The organism is Lentzea aerocolonigenes (assembly GCF_000974445.1).
Classification (GTDB): domain Bacteria; phylum Actinomycetota; class Actinomycetes; order Mycobacteriales; family Pseudonocardiaceae; genus Lentzea; species Lentzea aerocolonigenes.
Genome location: NZ_BBOJ01000014.1, coordinates 53,066 through 71,733, shown reverse-complemented (window position 1 = coordinate 71,733; position 18,668 = coordinate 53,066). Strand labels below are relative to the sequence as shown.

20 protein-coding genes are annotated in these 18,668 nt (G+C 69.0%); 15 read left to right on the top strand and 5 right to left on the bottom strand.

What is annotated here, in order from left to right; all coding sequences use genetic code 11:
- The first annotated feature begins 22 nt into the window (after window positions 1-22).
- Together AOM45_RS25890 and AOM45_RS25885 are read left to right on the top strand one after the other, a co-directional pair.
- Window positions 23-367, top strand: coding sequence for a winged helix-turn-helix transcriptional regulator (locus tag AOM45_RS25890; protein ID WP_035910299.1), 345 nt, complete (start codon window positions 23-25; stop codon window positions 365-367).
- Between the two features lie 343 nt (window positions 368-710).
- Complete coding sequence (locus AOM45_RS25885; RefSeq protein WP_236703826.1) at window positions 711-1,595, top strand: gamma-glutamylcyclotransferase family protein; 885 nt, start codon at window positions 711-713, stop codon at window positions 1,593-1,595.
- A 94-nt stretch (window positions 1,596-1,689) separates the two neighbouring features.
- Here AOM45_RS25885 and AOM45_RS25880 read toward each other — a convergent pair whose 3' ends face one another.
- Window positions 1,690-2,847: an RNA-guided endonuclease InsQ/TnpB family protein gene (locus AOM45_RS25880; protein WP_030467709.1), complete on the bottom strand. Its 1,158-nt coding sequence runs from the start codon at window positions 2,845-2,847 to the stop codon at window positions 1,690-1,692.
- A 126-nt stretch (window positions 2,848-2,973) separates the two neighbouring features.
- On the opposite strand from AOM45_RS25880, the gene AOM45_RS25875 reads away from it, so the two are divergent.
- The 9 genes from AOM45_RS25875 (at window position 2,974) to AOM45_RS25835 (ending at window position 10,308) form a co-directional block, all read left to right on the top strand.
- Window positions 2,974-3,561, top strand: a complete 588-nt coding sequence (locus AOM45_RS25875; RefSeq protein ID WP_030467710.1) for a DUF4232 domain-containing protein — start codon at window positions 2,974-2,976, stop codon at window positions 3,559-3,561.
- Entirely contained in the window at window positions 3,562-4,038 is a 477-nt protein-coding gene (locus tag AOM45_RS25870) for an alpha/beta hydrolase (RefSeq protein ID WP_051783379.1), read from the top strand.
- 16 nt (window positions 4,039-4,054) lie between these two features.
- A complete protein-coding gene (locus tag AOM45_RS25865; RefSeq protein ID WP_030467712.1) occupies window positions 4,055-4,486 on the top strand; it encodes a hypothetical protein in 432 nt (143 codons plus the stop codon).
- 239 nt (window positions 4,487-4,725) lie between these two features.
- A complete protein-coding gene (locus AOM45_RS25860; protein ID WP_030467713.1) occupies window positions 4,726-4,986 on the top strand; it encodes a hypothetical protein in 261 nt (86 codons plus the stop codon).
- A complete protein-coding gene (locus tag AOM45_RS25855; RefSeq protein ID WP_030467714.1) occupies window positions 4,986-5,237 on the top strand; it encodes a hypothetical protein in 252 nt (83 codons plus the stop codon). Before AOM45_RS25860 ends, AOM45_RS25855 begins: the two co-directional genes overlap by 1 nt.
- The gene (locus tag AOM45_RS25850) at window positions 5,237-8,056 is read left to right on the top strand and encodes an FtsK/SpoIIIE domain-containing protein (RefSeq protein ID WP_030467715.1); all 2,820 of its coding nucleotides are present in this window, start codon (window positions 5,237-5,239) and stop codon (window positions 8,054-8,056) included. Before AOM45_RS25855 ends, AOM45_RS25850 begins: the two co-directional genes overlap by 1 nt.
- Window positions 8,053-8,496 carry a hypothetical protein gene (locus AOM45_RS25845; protein ID WP_051783380.1) on the top strand — a complete coding sequence of 148 codons (444 nt, stop codon included), beginning with the start codon at window positions 8,053-8,055 and terminating at the stop codon, window positions 8,494-8,496. Before AOM45_RS25850 ends, AOM45_RS25845 begins: the two co-directional genes overlap by 4 nt.
- A complete protein-coding gene (locus AOM45_RS25840) occupies window positions 8,497-9,210 on the top strand; it encodes a GNAT family N-acetyltransferase (protein ID WP_030467717.1) in 714 nt (237 codons plus the stop codon).
- A gap of 84 nt (window positions 9,211-9,294) precedes the next feature.
- Window positions 9,295-10,308 (top strand): NADP-dependent oxidoreductase, encoded by a 1,014-nt coding sequence (locus AOM45_RS25835; protein WP_030467718.1) that lies wholly within the window; start codon window positions 9,295-9,297, stop codon window positions 10,306-10,308.
- A gap of 61 nt (window positions 10,309-10,369) precedes the next feature.
- Here AOM45_RS25835 and AOM45_RS25830 read toward each other — a convergent pair whose 3' ends face one another.
- Window positions 10,370-11,932 (bottom strand): FAD-binding oxidoreductase, encoded by a 1,563-nt coding sequence (locus tag AOM45_RS25830; RefSeq protein WP_030467719.1) that lies wholly within the window; start codon window positions 11,930-11,932, stop codon window positions 10,370-10,372.
- On the opposite strand from AOM45_RS25830, the gene AOM45_RS25825 reads away from it, so the two are divergent.
- The gene (locus AOM45_RS25825) at window positions 11,931-12,506 is read left to right on the top strand and encodes a TetR/AcrR family transcriptional regulator (RefSeq protein ID WP_030467720.1); all 576 of its coding nucleotides are present in this window, start codon (window positions 11,931-11,933) and stop codon (window positions 12,504-12,506) included. The genes AOM45_RS25830 and AOM45_RS25825 overlap by 2 nt on opposite strands.
- Window positions 12,503-13,888, top strand: coding sequence for a glycerol-3-phosphate dehydrogenase/oxidase (locus AOM45_RS25820; protein ID WP_030467721.1), 1,386 nt, complete (start codon window positions 12,503-12,505; stop codon window positions 13,886-13,888). Before AOM45_RS25825 ends, AOM45_RS25820 begins: the two co-directional genes overlap by 4 nt.
- Window positions 13,889-13,943: 55 nt before the next feature.
- Here AOM45_RS25820 and AOM45_RS53010 read toward each other — a convergent pair whose 3' ends face one another.
- From AOM45_RS53010 to AOM45_RS25805, 3 genes are read right to left on the bottom strand one after another with little or no spacing between them, the layout of a single operon-like run.
- Complete coding sequence (locus AOM45_RS53010) at window positions 13,944-15,674, bottom strand: WXG100 family type VII secretion target (protein ID WP_030467722.1); 1,731 nt, start codon at window positions 15,672-15,674, stop codon at window positions 13,944-13,946.
- Entirely contained in the window at window positions 15,671-15,979 is a 309-nt protein-coding gene (locus AOM45_RS25810; protein ID WP_030467723.1) for a type VII secretion target, read from the bottom strand. The genes AOM45_RS53010 and AOM45_RS25810 overlap by 4 nt, the downstream gene beginning before the upstream one ends.
- A 20-nt stretch (window positions 15,980-15,999) precedes the next feature.
- A complete protein-coding gene (locus AOM45_RS25805) occupies window positions 16,000-16,452 on the bottom strand; it encodes a YbaB/EbfC family nucleoid-associated protein (RefSeq protein WP_030467724.1) in 453 nt (150 codons plus the stop codon).
- 129 nt (window positions 16,453-16,581) lie between these two features.
- Here AOM45_RS25805 and AOM45_RS25800 point away from each other — a divergent pair, with 129 nt between their 5' ends.
- Window positions 16,582-17,490 (top strand): ABC transporter ATP-binding protein, encoded by a 909-nt coding sequence (locus AOM45_RS25800; RefSeq protein ID WP_030467725.1) that lies wholly within the window; start codon window positions 16,582-16,584, stop codon window positions 17,488-17,490.
- Window positions 17,487-18,668, top strand: coding sequence for an ABC transporter permease (locus AOM45_RS25795; protein WP_030467726.1), 1,182 nt, complete (start codon window positions 17,487-17,489; stop codon window positions 18,666-18,668). Before AOM45_RS25800 ends, AOM45_RS25795 begins: the two co-directional genes overlap by 4 nt.

The following is an 18,668-nucleotide window of genomic DNA, read 5'->3' as shown; positions in this document are numbered from 1 at the left end:
TGGTACTTACGTGGAGGTGAGCATGCAGGTCACGATGTGTCCGGAGCGGGCGATCATGGAGCACGTCACAAGCCGGTGGGCAGTTCTGGTGCTCCAACTGCTGTCGAACGGCGAGGCGTGGCGGTTCAGCGAGCTGCGCCGCGAGCTGGAGATCGTCAGCGAGAAGATGCTCACCCAGACGTTGCGGACGCTGGAGCGCGACGGGTTCGTGCACCGCGAGGTGAGGCCGGTCATCCCGCCGCACGTCGAGTACACGCTGACGCCCCTCGGCAAGGGTGCGGCGAACCACCTCGTGGCGCTCGCGCACTGGATCAAGGCGAACCACCCGGAGGTCGCTCAGGCGCAACGGAGCTATGACGCCCCCTGAGTCACGCCGGAGTGTCGACACATAGACATCGGGTTACTCACTCGAATGCGCAGTGAAGGTTCTCACTAAACCGTGCGATCTTGGGATTTAACATCGGATGGGTCACGATTAGGGGGCGCGATCTGGCCCCTTGCCCTGGCACAATGGACCAATGGCCCAACCGTTTACCGACGAAAGCCATCCGGCGGAGCCCTATCCGGGCACACGTCCAGACCACTGTTTCGTTCACGTGGACGAAACAGGCTGGCCAGTGCGACCGGACCTCACGATGGAGTCGGGATGGCGAGTTGAGCCGGAGAACATCGATCTAGACCAATGGCTCGCAAACCACGGCGAGCCCCCGTTGGCGGCCCGAATGCCGGTGCTCGGCTACGGCTCCAACGCCAATCCCAGCAAGGTCACCTGGCTCCGCGAGGAGCTCGGCCTCGAAGGCCCCGCGGTCGTGCTGCGTGCACGGTGCGAGGGCCTTTCCGCTGTGTGGGCAGCGGGAATGCGCGCCCGCGACGGCCAGCGCCCCGCGACGTTGGCGGCAGCCCCCGGCCACGTCGAGGAGCACTCCGTCTGGTTCGCCACGCCCGAACAACTGCGCGTGCTGGACCGCTGCGAGGGCCGCGGACTGCGCTATCGCCTCGTACGCCTGCACACGGGCCGTGTGGTGCTCTACAACGGTGGCGTCATCGACAGCGTGCTGGCCTACACGGCCGGTTCCAAGAAGCGGATGCCCGTGCTCTTCAACGGCCGTATGGTCCGTTGCGAGGACGTCTCGCAGCGACGCGCCCTCGTCCTCGGCGAAAGGGCCGCCATGACCGACGGACTGGACGTGACCGAGGTGCACGGCGAGCCGTCCGCCGACGACTGGCCGGAGCTGCTGTTCGTCTACGGCACGCTCCAGCCGAACGCAAGCGCTTGGCACCTGATGGAACCGCACGTCGTCGAGGCGGAGGAGACCCACCTGCCCGGCACGTTGTTCGACACGGGCCTCGGCTACCCCGCACTGCGCCCCGGCGCCGGCCTCGGCGTGCCCGGCTTCGTGCTGCGCCTGCGATCGCCGGAGGACGCGTTGCCGATGCTCGACGAGTACGAGGGCGAGGACTACCGCCGCGTGCGCGTGGTGCTGCCGGACGGGCGGATCGCCTGGACGTACATCTGGACGGCGGCGGTGCAGGGCATGTCGGAACTGCCTGACGGGTGGGACGTCCACCAGATCCGGTCAACTACTCAACCCTGAAGAGCCAGAGCTCCCGGCTCGGCTCCTCGGGTGTTGTTCGCGTTCCTCGTCCGCCACTGGCTGTGGCGTCCGGGCCGCATCTACCCGCAGCTGCTCAGGCGGCTGCGGGTAAGGGCACGTTGACAAGTACCCACGCGCGCCGTGCCCGGTCACGGATGTTCACGGCGGCGACGACGTCGGCGGGTCCAGCGAGACCGCACCGGCGACACGAGAACGAGTCCCTGGTGGGACGGTTGGAGCGGGACGTGTGCTTGCACCTCGGGCATGTCTGCGAGGTGTAGCGGGCGTCCACCAGCAGCACGGGCACGCCAGCGCGGCGGGCCTTGTAGGTGATGTGGCGTTCGAGCTGGTGGAACGGCCACGAGGATTGCGTGGCCCGCTGGTACCGGTGGAGCCGTACCCGGTCGCGGATGCCGTGGAGTTCCTCCAAGGCGACACCACGGCCGGTGCGTTCGGCAACAGCCACGATCTCCTTGCTGATCTTGTGGTTGACGTGGGTGGCATGCCGCTGCTCACGACGTGCCCGGCGCTTCGCCCTGCGCGTCGCGGACTTGGTGCGCTTCGCTTGTAACTCGGCGCGCTTCCGTGCGTGCCAGCGGCGATACCGTTGCAGGCGGCGGCCCTGGAAGTTGGCGAGGTCCGACGTGGTGGCCAGGTTGGTGATCCCCCGATCGACACCGATCCAGTCGATCGGCTCGAACTGCGGCTTCTCCGGGATCTCGCAAGTAGCGACCAGGAACCACTTGCCGTCCCGCGACACCAGATCCGACTCGCCCCGACGATGAGCACGCAACATCACGAGCTGTTCGGGCGAGCCGGCGAACGGGACGTTCTTCAGTCGGCCCGCCGTGGTCCAGATGCTGACCGTGCGCGCGTCGAGCCCCCACGACAGGCAGCAGTCGTCAAACGGTTGTGCAGCCCACTGGCGGAACGCGATCGGCTTCGACTCGGCGTTGATCCGGCGCCGGGATCTCACACCGCCGAGGTTGCCGACGCGGATGTTCGCGCGCAAGGCGGTGTAGGCGTCGACGACCTTCTTGACCACGCGCACCGCAGGCTGAGCCGACAGTCCGAACTCGCACTTGACCGCCTGGTAGCAGAGCTTCTGCAATTCGTTGCGAGACTTCACGTTCCGCTCGAACGCCACCCGTGAAACAAAGTCGGCGGCCTCGTTGCAGGCGTGCAGGGTCGCTGCCAACGCCGACGCCTGTCCTGGCGTCGGCAGCAGCTTCACCTGGACCACCGTCTTCATGTGTCGGACCGTACCGAACACATGTTCGTGCGCAATCGGGGGACGCACCGGATCCGGTGAATTCCCGGCACGTTGTGTGGGCGTCTTGAGATTTGGGCACATCCTTCGGTGGTAGGAGGTGCACCCATGACTCGACGGTTGATCGCTTCCGGACTGGTGCTCACAGCGCTCGTTTCCGTGACGGCCTGCGGGACCAGAACCCCGGACAACGCGTCGCAAACGCTGCCGACCTCGACGCCGTCGTCCTCCGCTTCGTCCACCGCCACCGCGGTCGACACGGGCGCGGCGGCCCCGGCCGCGAAGCGGTGCGACTCGTCCGCGTTGAAGGGACAGGTCGACCCGACCGACGCCGGCGCGGGCAACCGGTACGGCAAGTTCGTCGTCACCAACGCGAGCACCGCGCCGTGCACGTTGAACGGGTACAGCGGTTTCCAGTTGGAGAACGCCTCCGGGGCGGTGCCGACCAAGCTCGAGCGCAAGGCCGATCCCGGTCCCGCCGCGCTGACGCTGGCGCCGGGCGGGAAGGCTTCGGCGAACCTGCACTGGGGTGTCGTGCCTTCGGGCAACGAGCCCGTCGAGGGGCCGTGCCAGCCCGAGCCGTCGAAGGCCGCGGCCATCCCGCCTGACGAGACGGTGCCGCTCAGCGTGCCGTGGACGCTCGGGCCCGTGTGTTCCGGTGGCCGGATCGAGATCAGCGCGTTCTACGCTTCCTGAATGGACGTACCAGGATGGCTCGCCGTGTTGCCGCACGGCGAGCGCATCGCCTTCTCGCTGCGCTCCGCCGGTGTGCCGGTCGTGGTGAGCGAGGACGTCGAGGCGGCGGTGAAGGCCGCCGACCGGCCGGTCGTCCTCATTGGACAGTTCACCGGTGCGCCCGCCGCTGTTCGTTACGCGCAAACGCATTCCGGGCTCGCGGCGTTGATCCTCGTGTCGCCGGTGCTCGGCATGTGGGACGGGGCGTCCGACGAGCTGGCCGACCTGATGGACGAGGTCAACTTCGGGCCGGCGCTCGGTGACCTGCCGACGTTGTGGTTGCACGGGTCCGACGACGAGATCGTGCCCATCTCGGACACGCGGGCGGGCACCGACCGGATCCGCGGGGTCGCGTTCGAGGAGCACATCGCCGACGGGCTGCTGACCGACGGGGAGGCTGTCACTCGGGTGCTGGAGTTCGCCCATCGGGTCGTCTGACACCATTTCGGATGTCATGGACGAAGACGACCTCGTGCTGCTGATCACCGTCGTGGTCGAGGCAGCGGACGAGCACCAGGCGCGTACCGCGTGCGACGCGCTCATCAGCCGTGCCGGCGCCCAGGTCGTGGACGCCCGTGACTGCTCCGACGAGGAGCCGGGCTGCTGGGCCGTGGTCATCACGCGGCCGAGCACGGAGAAGGCGACTCACAACGTCTCGGCGGCGCTGGCGCGGGCCGTTCGCACCTTCGTGCGCGGGCTGGGTGACGACTTCCCGACCCCGCGCGTGGCCTGCGAGCCGCCGACGGCGTGGACGGTGCTGGACGAGCCGGAGCTGATCAGCGGACTCGTGCCCGGCGCCGAGCGGGTGCTGGTGGAGGCGTGGGCTGGAGATGACCCGTTCGGTGCAGGCACTTTGCGTGACAATTCGCCCATCAGGCCGTCTTGATTCACCCGGCCGGTCTGCGATCAACACAACAGGCAGTAGGCGGCATTGTGAGAGTTGCGACACCTCTCCGCAAGGGGCCAGCGGCGCGCTCAACTGATCATTAAATCAAGGCCCGTTCGAGTGGATTCAGGCATCCACCCGGTTAGCCGATCTTCGCTCTCAACTGTGAAAATCTGGGCACAATCTCTACTGAGGGTGGTTGTACGACCGCCCTGTTCCGGGAGGGTTCGGGAGCCGACATGGCCAGCATCGAAGAGGTCCGTGCCGCAATTGCCCAGGCGATCGACAAGGCGAGTCAAAGCCAGTCGGCCCTCCAACAGGCGGCTGAGCTCGCCGAGGACGCGCAGCAGTTGCTGACATCGGTCACGCAGGGCTCCGTGCAGGCGGACGTCGAGACGACGAACGCCCAGTTCGCCCAGGTCGTGTCCGGCGTGAGCGAGCTGCAGAACTACCTCGGCGCGGGCATTTCCGGGGCCGAGGGCATCAACAGCAGGCTTTGATGGCATCCATCGCCGAGGTTCGCGCCGCGCTCGAGCAGGCGAGCGAGATCCTGCGCGAGTCGTACCGGAGTGTGCGGTCAGCGCAGGAAGGCCTCGACGAGGCGGTCGCGATCCTCGCCGAGTCCAGCGAGAACCACCACGAGTCCCTGCTTCCACCGGAGTTCGTGCGCGCGAAGGAAAGATTTCCCGATCAGCTGGAACTGATGGTGGGAACCCTAGAGCGCATCCAACGACTCACCGTGGAGCTGTGATGAGCAGGCGCGACGACCGGCGGCGGAGGATCGAGGAAGCCTTCACGGAGTTCCAGCGCGCCGTCTCGGCCGCGCTGGGCTCCGTGGCGCGTGAGCACCGGGCGCTCGCCACGGAACACGCCAAGGACATGTTCGAGTTCACCGTGCGCGGCATGGGCGTCGACCGGGCGTTGAAGGACGTGGCGCTCGCCGACGTGACCTCGTTCCTCACGGTCGACGAGAAGCGCACGGGGAACCCGCGTCAGGCGCCGCTGTCGATGCCGGAGTTCCGCGAGCGGCTCGACCAGATCAAGCACGACTGGGAGCAGTCGTACCACGAGTGGACCGCGACGGGTCCCAAGCAGCTGACGGCGCTGGTGAACTCCGTCGCGGCCGGGCCGGCGTCGTGGCCGCACGAGTCGTGGCTCGGCACGCCGGGCACGCACGACGGCAGCGAGGGCGTGCCGGAGCTGTGGCGGATCGGCACGGGCGTCGTGACATCCGCGCCCCAGGCCCAGTCGTTCCCGGTCGCCGTGCCGCTGCTGGACCAGGCCCACCTGCACATCTCGTCCACTCCGGACAGCCGCCAGCTCGCGGACACGCTGGTGGAGAACCTGTTGCTGCGAGTGCTGTCGCACTTCCAGCCGGGGCTCGTCCACGTGCACGTGTGGGACATCGGCCAGCTGACCGGGTCGTTGCCCGGGCTCTACCCGCTGACCCGCGCGAACCTGCTGACGGTGCACGACCCGGCGCGGCTGCACGAGCTGCTGGACGAGCTGTCCGAGCACATCCGCCAGGTGCACACGAAGGTCCTGGTCGACGGGCACCTGACCGTGCGTTCGGTGAGCGGCGAGGGCAGGCGCACCGAACCGTGGCGGATCGCGGTGCTGTTCGGCAACCGCAAGGCATTGAAGGAAGAACACCAGCAGCAGCTGCAACGCGTGGCGCGCAACGGTTTGGCGTGCGGTGTGCAGCTGTTCATCGTGGACATCCCGATCACGATCAACTCGCCGGTGGAGACGGTGTCGTTGCGCGGCGACGGCACGGCTTTCTGCACGATGACCGGCAAGCACGTGACGGTGACGCTGGACCGGGGTCTTCCTTCGACCCTCGTGTCGCGCGCCTGTGCCGCCATCGCGGACAAGCGTGAGGAGCGGCGGTCGCGGCTGGGCTCGTTCGGCGACCTGCTGCCCGAACGCCCGTGGACGGAGAGCTCGGCGGCCGGAGTCGTTGCGCCCGTCGGGTTCGACGACGGTGAACAGGTCTGCGTGCAGCTCGGCGACACCTCGCCGCACGCGTTGATCGGTGGTCCTTCCGGCTCCGGCAAGACGAACTTCCTGTACGCGATGCTCGGTTCGTTGTGCGCGCGCTACTCGCCGGACGAGCTGGAGCTGTACCTGCTGGACTTCAAGGAAGGCGTGTCGTTCGCGCAGTTCGCGCCGGGCCGCAAGGACCCGTCGTGGCTGCCGCACGCGCGCCTGGTCGGCGTGAACGTCAACACCGACCGCGAGTTCGGCGTGGCGTTGCTGCGCTTCCTGTCCGACGAGATGCGCAGGCGCGCGGACGCCGCCAAGCAGCACGAGGTCACCAAGCTCGAACACCTGCGCGCGGAGGATCCCGGCGGTCGCTGGCCGCGGATCGTCGCGGTGATCGACGAGTTCCAGTACCTCTTCGGCGAACGGGACCAGGTCACCGCCGCCGCGACGCAGCTGCTGGAGGACGTGGCGCGGCGCGGTCGTTCGCAGGGCATCCACCTGGTGCTGTCGTCGCAGGACGTCTCCGGCATCGAGGGGTTCTGGGGCAAGTCGGCGATCTTCGAGCAGTTCACCGTCCGCATCGCGCTGCCCAAGGCGCGCAGGGTGCTGGCGGAGCCGCAGAACGACGCCGCGGTGGAGCTGCCGCGCTGGCACGCGGTGATCAACCACGAGTCGGGCGTGAAGCCGGGCAACGAGATCTGCCGCATCCCGGACTCGACGTCCAAGGGCACCATGGACTTCCTGCAGAACGAGCTGTGGCGCCGTGAGCCGGGCGAGGCTCCTGGCCTCTTCGACGGAAGCAAGATCCCCTTCCTCGACGCGCTGCCGGACTTCCTCGAACTGCGGCCGGGCGACGCTTCACCTACCGTGTTGCTGGGACAGGTGATCGACGTCGCGGGCAGCGCGGCTCGGGTGAGGTTCGCCCGCACGCCGGGCCGCAACATCGCCGTGATCGGTTCCGTGGTCCAGGACGCGGCCGCCGTGCTCGGCGGAGCGGCCGCGTCACTGGGCAGGCAGCACGAGCCGCACGAGGCGGCGTTCACGCTGGCCTGCCTGGTGGACGAGGCGATGCCGTCCGCGTTGCACCTGGCGAAACGCCTGAGCTCGGACGGGCACGACGCGTCGGTGATCGGCATCGACGGCATCCGCGAGCTGCTGGACCGCACGGCAGCCCGGTTGCAGTCGCTGAACACCGGGACGTCCGACACGCCGCCGTCACCGCACTACCTGGTGCTGTACGGCGTGGACGCCGCACAAACGTTGCTGGAGCAGAAGGATCCGACGACGCGGATGTCCGGTGTGGACAGTCTGCGCACGGTGCTCAAGCACGGCCCGGAGAACCGCACGCACGTGCTGGGTTGGTGGCGCGGCGTGCAGAGGCTGAAGGCGTGCCTCCCGCCGGGCGTCTACGACGACATCGGCGCCTGGGTGGCGTTCGACGTTCAGGGCAAGGAACTGCTGTCGCTCGGGCCCGAACAGGTGATGGCGTGGTCGCCTCGACCACGGCGCGGCCTGTTCTTCGACCGGTTCGAGCACTCGCGGCCGCAAGTGATCATCCCGTTCGACACTGGAGAAGCGTCATGAACCCGATGATGACGACGATGTTCGAGTCGGTCCCGTCGCAGCGTCAGAGCGAGGAGGTGATCGAGGTGCCGGCGTTGTCCGCCGTTGAGCGTTACAAGGAGATCATCGCGATCGCCACCGACGCGGCTGCTCGCCAGCGCAAGCTGGACGAGGTGCGGTGCGCCGAGCTCGCCGAGCGGCTCGCGTCCACCCAGGAGCAGATCGCCGAGGTGCGCGACCGCGAACGGGTCGTGCGGATGGGCGCCGCGCTGCACTGGGAGGCGGCCGTCGAGCAGCTGTGGAACGAGCGCTGGCTGCAGATGGTGACCTTCCCGCACCCGAACGAGTCCGTCCCGCCGCGGCCCCAGGGCGAGTACAACCGAGCGATGGACCTCGCGTACCAGGCGCTGGAGGACTCGCTGGCCAAGCGAACCCTGTTGCGCCGCAAGCAGAAGGACTGAGTGCGCCGGTTACGCACCACCGCCGACGTCCGGGACGCCAGCGACGACACCCTCGTCCGCTGGGCGGCCCAGGCCTTGTCGTCCGGTGGTGCGGCCTGGGAACACCGGGGCGCGGTGGCCGTCCACGCCCCGTGCCTGACACGGCGCAGACGCCTGGTCCTGTCCGGCCCGGCAGAGGGCGTCGCCTCACTCCTCGCCGCTCACGGCCGGGGCGTGGAGCTGCGCCCGCTGTTGTCGCGTGAACTGGCCCTCGAAGTAGCGGACCTCATGCCCACGCCGTGGGTCGAGGACAAACCGTTCGGCTGGATGGACCGTTCGGGCACGCTGGATCTGCCCGACGAAGCCTGCTGGCTGTCCACGACGGACGACGTAGAACCGCTCCTGCGCGAGGCCAACCCGGACTCCTGGGCCTGGCCGGGCGAGAAGGGCGTCCGCCGCTGGGCAGGCGTCCACGAGGGCGACCGGCTGGTGGCCACGGCAGCGGAAGCGTGGTCGTCAGCAGACGTCGGCTTCATGATGGGCGTGGCCGTGCACCCTTCGCACAAGGGCAGGGGTCTGGGCCGGCGCGTCTGCCAGTTCGTGGCATCGTCCCTGCTCAACCTCTACGGCACGTGCGCGCTGTTCGTCGAGAACTACAACGCCCCGGCCATCGCCCTGTACCGCAAACTCGGCTTCGCGCACCGAGACGTCACCACTCTTCTCCCTGCGGTCTAGCTCACAGTCCGGAACAGTCTCCAGAGGCCGGTGGTTGAAACGGATAACTGATCCGCAACTGACTTGGATGGAGATGGTTCGACCATGACCAGCACCGCACTCGAGGTCCGGCTCGCGTCCCGCCCCCAGGGCTGGCCGACCGACGAGAACTTCGAGATCGCCGAGGTCGACATCCCAACCCCGGGCGAAGGCCAGATCCTCGTCCGCAACGTCTTCATGAGCGTCGACCCGTACATGCGCAGCCGCATGAACGACGTGAAGTCCTACGTCCCGCCGTTCCAGGTGGGCGCCCCTCTCGAGGGCGGAGCAGTCGGTGAGGTCGTGGCCGTCGGTTCCGGCGTGGACACCATCGCAGTCGGTGACAACGTCCTGCACGGACTCGGCTGGCGCGAGTACGCCGTCGTTCCCGCGGCCCACACGGTGAAGGTCGACCCGTCCGTCGCTCCCCTCTCCGCCTACCTGGGCGTGCTGGGCATGCCGGGCCTGACGGCCTACGCGGGCCTGCTGGCCACCGCGGAGTTCAAGGAAGGCGACGTCGTCTTCGTCTCCGGCGCGGCAGGCGCCGTCGGCCAGCTGGTCGGCCAGATCGCCCGGCTGAAGGGCGCCTCCCGCGTGATCGGCTCCGCGGGTTCCCCGGAGAAGGTCAAGTACCTCGTCGAGGAACTGGGCTTCGACGCCGCCTTCAACTACAAGGACGGCCCGGTGGCCGAGCAGCTGGCCGCCGCCGCCCCCAACGGCATCGACGTGTACTTCGACAACGTGGGCGGCGAGCACCTCGAAGCCGCCATCTCGTCCCTGAACGTCCACGGCCGGGTCGCCGTCTGCGGCGCGATCGCCCAGTACAACGACACCACCCCTCCCGCGGCCCCGCGCAACCTGGCCCAGGTCATCGCCAAGCGCCTGACCCTGCGCGGCCTCCTGGTGGGCGACCACAAGGCCCTCCAGCCGCAGTTCATCGCCGAGGTCGGCAAGTGGATCGCCTCCGGTGAGCTCAAGTACTCGGAGACCGTCATCGAGGGCGGCGTCCGCCGGGCCCCGGAGGCTTTCCTCGGCATGCTGCGCGGCGACAACACGGGCAAGATGCTCGTCAAGTTCTGAGCTCGAGTGCACGCGGGGAGCTTTCGTTCGCTCAGGCGACACGAGAGGGCCCCGCGTGCGCTCAAAGCAGCTTGCCCGGGTTGAGGATGCCGGTGGGATCCAGTTGGGACTTCACCGCGCGCAGCACGTCCACGCCGATCGAACCGATCTCGTTCTCGAGCCACGGCTGGTGGTCACGGCCAACGGCGTGGTGGTGCGTGATCGTGCCGAGTCGTGAGATGACGTCCGAGGCGGCGATCTTGGCCCGCTCCCACTGCTTCACCGGATCGTCGAGGTCCCGCGGCACCAACACGGTGAAGTACAACGAAGCCCCCGTCTCGTAAGCGTGCGAGACGTGGCACATCACCACCGGGTTCCCGAGCTCCGCGGTCAACGCCTTGCGCACCTCGTCCCGCAGCTCCGACACCTTGGACCAGTGCGTGGCGGTCTCCAGCGTCTCGACGCACACCCCGGCGTCCAGCAGAGCATCCCGCTGCCGCGGCCCGTTGAACCGCCCGTGCACCCAGGCAGCCCCCATGGCCCGTCCCAGCCGCACGGTCTTCAACCCGCTCAACGCGCTCATGGTCGCGGACCGGGATCGGCACTCCCACCCGAGGACCACCAGACAGGGTTGCGCGATCCGCCGGAACCGCAGGTACTTCTTCACCGCGGCGGCCCGGGACCCCGCGAGCTCCAGCGCGACCTCGGTCTCGTCCACATCGGACAGACGGGTGACGTCCGCCAGAGCCCCGTTCTGCGCGAGGGTCCGCACGAGCTCGACACCGGCTTCCCACCCGTCGACGACGAACCCCTCGTACCGAGGCGCGCGCGGCTCGGGCCGCACCCGGACCGACACCTCGGTGATCACCCCGAACAGCCCCTCGCTGCCCAGCACGAGCTGCTTCAGGTCCGGCCCGGCAGCAGAAGCCGGCGCGCCGCCGACGACCCATTCGCCCACGGGAGTGGCCACCCGCACGGACTCGACCATGTCCTCGAACCTGCCGTAACCGGAGGAAGCCTGGCCGGCGGACCGAGTCGCGGCGAACCCGCCGATCGTCGCCCGCTCGAACGACTGCGGCACGTGCCCGAGCGTGAACCCGTGCTTCCCCAACAGCTTCTCGGCCTCAGGCCCGGTGATCCCGGCCTGCAACACCGCGACCCGGGACACCGGATCGACGGACACCAGCGACCCGAGCCCGGCAAGATCCAGCGCCACGACCGCGGACTTCGATCCGCGCAGCGCCTCCACACCACCCACCACAGACGTGCCCCCACCGAACGGCACCACGGCGATGTCGTGCTCCACGCACACCTGCAGAACCTCGAGAACCTCGGCAGGCGACGCGGGCTGCACCACCGCGTCCGGCACCGCCGGCGTCCCGTATCCGCGATGACGCAACAGGTCCAGGTACGACAGCCCGCCAGAACGCCCCAGCCGGTCGGAGTCCTCGACCGACACGAAGCTCACCGCCTCCAGCGCCTCGAAGGCGTCCGCGGACAGCGCCGACGGAGGTGCTGTCAGGGGAACCTCGGGAAGCGGCTCTCCCAGGCCTACGCGCCGGCTCAGCCACTCCAGCGCGTGCGGCGGCAGCGGTGTGGTTTCGGTGGTCCATCTCGCCCTGGTCACTGCTACAGTGTTACACATGACGTCTCAACGTCACACTCACGACGCACTGCTCGACGCCACCCGTGAGTGTGTTCTCGAGGTGGGAGTGCGCCGGACGACCCTCACCGACGTGGCGAAACGCGCCGGCGTCAGCCGCATGACGCTCTACCGGCGTTATCCGGACGTCGACCACCTCGTGCGGGCGTTGATGACCCGCGAGTTCGCCGCTCTGCTGGAGCAGGTCGAGCGCGCCAGCAGGCAGGGCGACGCGCGGGAGCAGCTCGTCAAGCGGTCCGTGGACGCCATCCGGCTGTTGTCGGCGAACCCGCTCATGCAGCGGGTCCTCCAGCTCGACGCCGACCTGATGCTGCCGTACCTCACCGACCGGCTCGGGAGCACGCAGCGGCTGGTGGAACAGTTCCTCGTCGGGCAGATCGAGGCCGGGCACCTCGACGGGTCGATCCGGTTCGGGGACGCCAAGACGCAGGCGCGCGTGGTGCTGCTGACCACGCAGTCGATGGTGCTCTCCACCAGGCCCGCCACGTCCGGGCTCGACTTCGGCTCCCTGCTGGACGAGCTCGCCAAGCAGCTGGACGGAGCTCTGAAACCGTGAACACCTCCCTGAACGCCGCAAGGCGCCGCGACGACCTCGAAGCGGCCCAGCAGGAGGTCGCGGACGTGCTCGTGATCGGCGGCGGGGTCACCGGCGCCGGTGTCGCGCTCGACGCGGCCTCGCGAGGTCTCAGGACCGTGTTGCTGGAGGCGCACGACCTGGCGTTCGGGACGTCGCGGTGGTCCAGCAAGCTCGTCCACGGCGGGCTGCGCTACCTCGCGAAGGGCGACGTGAAGCTCGCCCACGAGAGCGCCGTCGAACGCGGCATCCTGATGACCAGGACCGCGCCGCACCTCACCCGCACGTTGCCGATGCTGTTCCCCTTGCACGCCAACGCGAACCACTTCGTGATGGCCGGACTCAAGGCGGGCAACGCCCTGCGCATCGCCGCGGGCACGCCGTCCAGTGTCCTGCCCAGGCCGCGGCGGGTGACCAGGCACGAGGCGCTGGCGCTGGTTCCCGGCCTGAACGCCGACAACCTCACCGGCGGGCTCCTCAACTACGACGGGCAGCTCGTCGACGACGCCAGGCTCGTCGTCGCCCTCGCCCGCACCGCCGCGGGGTACGGCGCGAGAATCATCACGCGCGCCAAAGTCCGGACGCTGCAAGGCGATGGCGCCGAGGCCGTGGACACGCTCACCGGCAGCACGTTCACCGTCCGGGCCAAAGCGGTGATCAACGCGACCGGTGTCTGGGCGGGCACGCTGGCGCCGGTGCACCTGCGTCCGTCCCGCGGCTCGCACCTGGTCGTCGACGCGAAAGCCGTCGGCCTCAGCGGAACCGCCTTGACGATTCCCGTTCCCGGTGAGCGCAACCGCTACGCACTCCTGCTGCCCCAGGCGAACGGCCGCGCATACCTCGGTCTCACCGACGAGCCCGTTGACGAGATCCCGGACGTTCCAACGGTTCCCGAGTCCGATGTGGACTTCCTGCTCGCGACGGCTTCCGCTGTCCTGCAACGAGAACTCACCAGGGACGACGTCATCGGCAGCTACGCGGGCCTGCGTCCGCTGCTCGAAGCCGAAGGCACGACCGCGGACCTGTCCCGCCACCACGCCGTGCTGAAGGCGCCCAACGGCGTGATCACGATCGTCGGCGGCAAGCTCACCACCTACCGCAAGATGGCGGCGGACGCGGTGAACGCGACGGAACTGACCCGAATCCCTTGCCGCACCAAGGACATCCGCCTGGTCGACGACAGGCCGCGGCCGACCACGCCGATCGCACCCGGCGTCACGGAGGCCGACGTCGTCCACGCGATCGAGCACGAGGGCGCGCTGGACGCCGACGACGTCCTCGACCGGCGCACGCGGATCGGCCTGGTTCCGGAGGACCGCGAGAAGGCCGCACCGGAGATCACGAAGCTGTTCACCGCCGTGTGAGAACGGGGCGCCCGCACCGAAGTGCGGGCGCCCCGGACAGCGCAAGAACTCGTGATCACTCGCCGATGACGGGCTTCGCGGCCTTGGGCGGGTCGACCAGGGCCTCGCCCTCGATCCGCACCTTCCGCTTGTGCTCGCCGTTGCCGCCGCCCTGCTGGCCGGCACCACCCATCGGAGCGCCACCGCCCATCATGCCGCCGGCACCACCACCGGTACCGCCACCACCGGGTCCGTGCGGCGCGCCACCACCGGCGGCAGCCGCACCACCGGCGCCACCGGCCGCCATGACGCCGGCCGCGCCACCGAACTGGGTCGCCGCGGTACCACCGGCGCCACCGCCACCGGCAGGACCACCGCCGAGGCCAGGCGGCATGCCGCCCCCGCCTCCGCCGCCCATGCCCTTGGGGATGCCGCCGCCTCCACCGCCACCGCCGCCACCACCGGCCGAGGCCGTGGTCGCGCTGTGGTCAGTGGTCGTCGGGCGGTACCAGTCGGCGTTCCCCGTGGTCGGCGTGGGGCCGAACGACGGGGGTTTGGTCACGCCACCGCCACCGCCGGCACCACCACCGGACGCCGTGGTCGTGTCGGCGGGCTCCCAGTGGCCAGGAACCCAGCGACCCTGACCGGTGCCCGTGCCGGTACCCGGACCGGAACCCGAACCCGGCGGCGTGTAGCCGGGGCTGACGTGCCCACCGGAACCACCACCGGGCGGACGGCCACCGGGGGTGCCGCCCGGCGTACCGGGCGGGGTGTAGATCGGCGCCACGTGGCCGCCTGCGCCACCACCCGCACCGCCGCCGACCGGGTACCCGCCGGACGTGCCGGCGCCGGGAGGCGTGTAGACGGGCGCGACGTGGCCGCCACCGGGGCCGCTGCCGTGACCCCCGCCGGGGCCGCCGGTGACACCGCTGGTGAACGTGCCACCCGCGCCGCTGTGGGCCTGGTTCTGCTCGGCGGACCCGAGGCCGCCGAAGCCGCCGGAGGTGGGCCGGTTGACGCCGCCACCGCCGCCACCGGCGCCCTTGTGCGCCATCGACGAGATCGCGTCGATGATCTGCTCGGCGACCTTGGCGATCTGGGAGACCTGCTTGACCAGGTCGATCAGCTTCTTCACCGAGCCGAGCAGCTTCTGCAGGAAGTCCGCCAGCTTCTTCGCGTACCTGACCGCGGTGGACACGATGTCCGCGATCGCACCCGCGATGGCCGCGCCGAAGGTGAGAACGGACGCCGCCAGCCACTGGATGATCTTCATGACCATGTCGGCGACGGCCTGGCTGATCATGTCCATGATCTGCTTGCGGACCTCGGCGACGAGCTTGCCGGCGCCCTCGACCGCGGCCGCGATGCCGTGGGTCGCCTTGGACAGCGACTCCATGCCGTCGGCGTGCTTCTTGGCCGCCGCGCGGTAGGCGTCGGCCGCCCGGCCCTGCCACTCACGGGTCTGCGAGACGCAGATGCGTTCGTACTCGGTCGCGATGCCCTGCACCTGCTGGCCCGCGGACCGGTAGGTCTGCGCCATCTTCGAGATGGACTCCGGGCTGCCGAGCAGCACGTCGAACGGCTCGCGCAGGAAGTCGACGTGCTGGATCGCCCAGCTGAAGCCGGCGGCGAGGAAGCCGCTCAACGGGTTCGCGGACATGCCGACGATGCCCATGGCCGTGTTGGCCATGCCCAGGCCGGCGTTGACCCAGTCGCCGCGTTCGATGGCGGAGTAGGTGTTCGAGATGTTGCTGATCAGCTGCTGTGTGTCGGCGCTGCTCTTGGCCTGCGACGCGGGGGTGCTCATCCCCGGCCTCCCTTGAAGCCGAACATGTTGTCGAGGTCGACCTGCTCGTACTGCTCGACCGTCTCCTTGAGCCCGGTCGCCATGTCCATCAGCGAGTTGGTGGCCTTGCCGAGCACGTCCTGCCCGAGGCCCGCCTTCTCGAGGATGAGCTGGGCGAGGAAACCGCAGAAGACGCCGAAGGCCTCGGTGGTGAGCGAACCCGGATCGCACGTCTCGGTGGCCTTGCGCAACCGCTCGGTGAGCCGGTCCACGCTCGCGGCGTGGGCTCTCAGCTCGTCGAGATCGATGTTGAAGTGCTGCTGCATGCTCTAACCCCCTCCTGCACTCAGGCCATGACGTCGGGCGGGTTCGTGAAGTACTCGTCGTCGGGCCGCGTGTCCTTGCGCTCCAACTCCGACTTCGGTTCTTCCTCGTCGGTTCCGTCGCCCGCGTATCCGTTCGGCATCTGCGCCTTCACGAAGTCGAGCGCCGGACTTTCGCCGACGAAGTCACCCATGATCTGCACGACGCGGCCGGAGGCCTCGCGCTGGGCCTTGGTGGAAGCGGCGAGCACGGCGGATGCGATCTCGCTGGGGTCCATCCCACGGGCCTCCGGCTTGATCTGCAGGTCGGTCAGCACCCCTGTCGCGTTGACCGTCACCGTGATCAGGCCGTCCGGCGAGCTTGCGCTCCCACCCACACCGCCGAGCTGGCCCACAGCCTGCTCAGCCTGCTGCTTCGCCTGCTCGATCTTGGCCCCGTAAGTCTTGAGCCACTGATCGGGGTCGATGGTCTCCATGGTCACCCCCGTTGAGTGAATTGGTCGTTCGTTCGATTCGCCGTAGACGCCCGTATCGTTTCACTCGTTCCCTGCTCACCGATACTTTGAGTCCGATTACCACCATCCGGGCTAACGAAGGGGTACACCGTGCCTGAGGGGGTGCTGGAGATCGACCGGATCTCCAAGCGCTACGGGGAGGTCGTCGCCCTGCAGAACATGTCTTTCGACGTTCGTGCGGGCGAGCTCTTCGGTTTCGTCGGCAGCAACGGCGCCGGGAAGACCACGACCATGCGCATCGCGCTGGGAGTGCTCGCGGCCGACTCCGGCGAGGTGCGGTGGAACGGAAGAACCGTCGACCTCGACACGCGGCGCCGCATCGGCTACATGCCGGAGGAGCGCGGTCTCTACCCGCGGATGAAGGTGCTCGACCAGCTGGTCTACCTGGCCGAGCTGCACGGCATGGGCACCAACGAGGCCCACACGAGCGCGGAGAACTGGATCGCGCGCCTCGGGCTGCGCGACCGCCGCTCGGACGAGGTGCAACGCCTGAGCCTCGGCAACCAGCAGCGCGTCCAGCTGGCCGCCGCGCTGGTGCACGAACCGGACGTGCTCGTGCTCGACGAACCGTTCTCCGGCCTGGACCCGGTCGCGGTGGACGTGATGAGCCACGTGCTGCGCGAGAAGGCGTCCTCCGGCGTGCCCGTGGTGTTCTCCAGCCACCAGCTCGACCTGGTGGAACGGCTGTGCGACCGGGTCGGCATCGTCAGCGAGGGCTCGATGGTCGCGAGCGGCACGGTGGACGAGCTCCGGTCGGGCGGCGTGCCGCGCCTGGTCGTTGAGTCGCCAACCACCGACTGGGCTGCCACGCTGGGTGGCGTGCGGGTGATCGAGAAGAACGGGACGCGCTGCGTGCTCGAGCTCGCCGACGGCGTGGACGACCAGGAGGTGCTGCACGCCGCGCTCGCCGCGGGGCCCGTGCACGAGTTCTCCCGCCAGCGCCCCTCGCTGACCGAGCTCTTCCGCAACGTGGTGACCACCGAGGGCAGGAGCACATGACGTCGGCCCGAGCGGTCTCACTGGTGGCGAAGCGCGAGTTCGTCACGAAGGTGCGCACCAGGTCGTTCCTCGTCGGCACAGCGGTGATCATCGCCGTGCTCGCCGGGTACGTGGTGTTGCAGTCGGTGTTGTTCGACGACCAGCAGCGCAGTGTCGTCGGCCTGAGCGGTCAGGCGACGCAGCTCGCGGATCCGTTGCGGGAGAAGGCGAAGTCGTTCGGCATCGAGGTCGAGACGCGGGACGTCACGCCGTCGGGCAACCCCGAGCAGTTGGTGCGCGACGGCTCGCTGGACGCACTGGTGACGGGCGCGCCACCGGCGTTGAAGATGATCGTCAAGGGTTCCGGCGACGAGGTGCTGACGACGGTGCTGAACGACGTGCTGCGCCAGCAGGTGCTGGTCGCGCAGCTCGCCGAGGCGGGCATCACCCCGCAGCAGGTCGCGCAGAACCTCGCGAACGTCAGCGTCGCCGTGACCGCGCTGGAACCCGTTGACCCGCAACGAGGTCAGCGCCTCGCGGTCGGGTTGATCGTGGCCGCGCTGCTGTACTACTCGTTGCTGGTCTACGGAACGATGGTCGCGCAGGGCGTGGTCGAGGAGAAGTCCAGCCGGGTCGTGGAGATCCTGCTCGCGACCGTGCGGCCGTGGCAGTTGTTGCTGGGCAAGGTGATCGGGCTCGGCGCGGTCGGCCTGCTGCAGCTGCTGGTGATCTCCACGGTGGGGCTCGGGCTCTCGTCGGCGTTCAACGTCGTCGACGTGAGCGAGCTGGGCGGCGCGGCCCTGCTGACCGGTGTGCTCTGGTACCTGCTCGGTTTCTTCCTGTACGCCACCGTGTTCGCGTCCGCCGCGTCACTGGTGTCCAGACAGGAGGAACTCCAGTCGGTGCTGACACCGATCAGCATGACGATCATCGTGGCGTTCGTGGCGGGCATCAACCTGATGATCGGCAGTCCGTCCGGCACCACGGTGATGGTGCTGTCGTTGCTGCCGCCGTTCGCCCCGATCCTGATGCCCGGCCGGATGGCGATGGGTGTCGCCACCTCGTGGCAGGTCGTGCTCGCGGTCGTGTTCGCCCTCGCCGCCATCGCCGCGATCACGTGGCTGGGCGGCAAGGTCTACGCGAACGCCGTGCTGCGAACGGGTGCGCGCGTCAAGCTCCGCGAAGCCCTCCGGGTCTAG

What these genes read in the sequence shown, in the direction of transcription:
- AOM45_RS25890 (WP_035910299.1), top strand. Translation starts at nt 23, where the DNA reads ATGCAGGTCACGATGTGTCCGGAGCGGGCGATCATGGAGCACGTCACA.
- AOM45_RS25880 (WP_030467709.1), bottom strand. Translation starts at nt 2,847, where the DNA reads ATGAAGACGGTGGTCCAGGTGAAGCTGCTGCCGACGCCAGGACAGGCG.
- AOM45_RS25875 (WP_030467710.1), top strand. Translation starts at nt 2,974, where the DNA reads ATGACTCGACGGTTGATCGCTTCCGGACTGGTGCTCACAGCGCTCGTT.
- AOM45_RS25870 (WP_051783379.1), top strand. Translation starts at nt 3,562, where the DNA reads ATGGACGTACCAGGATGGCTCGCCGTGTTGCCGCACGGCGAGCGCATC.
- AOM45_RS25865 (WP_030467712.1), top strand. Translation starts at nt 4,055, where the DNA reads ATGGACGAAGACGACCTCGTGCTGCTGATCACCGTCGTGGTCGAGGCA.
- AOM45_RS25860 (WP_030467713.1), top strand. Translation starts at nt 4,726, where the DNA reads ATGGCCAGCATCGAAGAGGTCCGTGCCGCAATTGCCCAGGCGATCGAC.
- AOM45_RS25855 (WP_030467714.1), top strand. Translation starts at nt 4,986, where the DNA reads ATGGCATCCATCGCCGAGGTTCGCGCCGCGCTCGAGCAGGCGAGCGAG.
- AOM45_RS25850 (WP_030467715.1), top strand. Translation starts at nt 5,237, where the DNA reads ATGAGCAGGCGCGACGACCGGCGGCGGAGGATCGAGGAAGCCTTCACG.
- AOM45_RS25845 (WP_051783380.1), top strand. Translation starts at nt 8,053, where the DNA reads ATGAACCCGATGATGACGACGATGTTCGAGTCGGTCCCGTCGCAGCGT.
- AOM45_RS25835 (WP_030467718.1), top strand. Translation starts at nt 9,295, where the DNA reads ATGACCAGCACCGCACTCGAGGTCCGGCTCGCGTCCCGCCCCCAGGGC.
- AOM45_RS25825 (WP_030467720.1), top strand. Translation starts at nt 11,931, where the DNA reads ATGACGTCTCAACGTCACACTCACGACGCACTGCTCGACGCCACCCGT.
- AOM45_RS25830 (WP_030467719.1), bottom strand. Translation starts at nt 11,932, where the DNA reads ATGTGTAACACTGTAGCAGTGACCAGGGCGAGATGGACCACCGAAACC.
- AOM45_RS53010 (WP_030467722.1), bottom strand. Translation starts at nt 15,674, where the DNA reads ATGAGCACCCCCGCGTCGCAGGCCAAGAGCAGCGCCGACACACAGCAG.
- AOM45_RS25810 (WP_030467723.1), bottom strand. Translation starts at nt 15,979, where the DNA reads ATGCAGCAGCACTTCAACATCGATCTCGACGAGCTGAGAGCCCACGCC.
- AOM45_RS25805 (WP_030467724.1), bottom strand. Translation starts at nt 16,452, where the DNA reads ATGGAGACCATCGACCCCGATCAGTGGCTCAAGACTTACGGGGCCAAG.
- AOM45_RS25795 (WP_030467726.1), top strand. Translation starts at nt 17,487, where the DNA reads ATGACGTCGGCCCGAGCGGTCTCACTGGTGGCGAAGCGCGAGTTCGTC.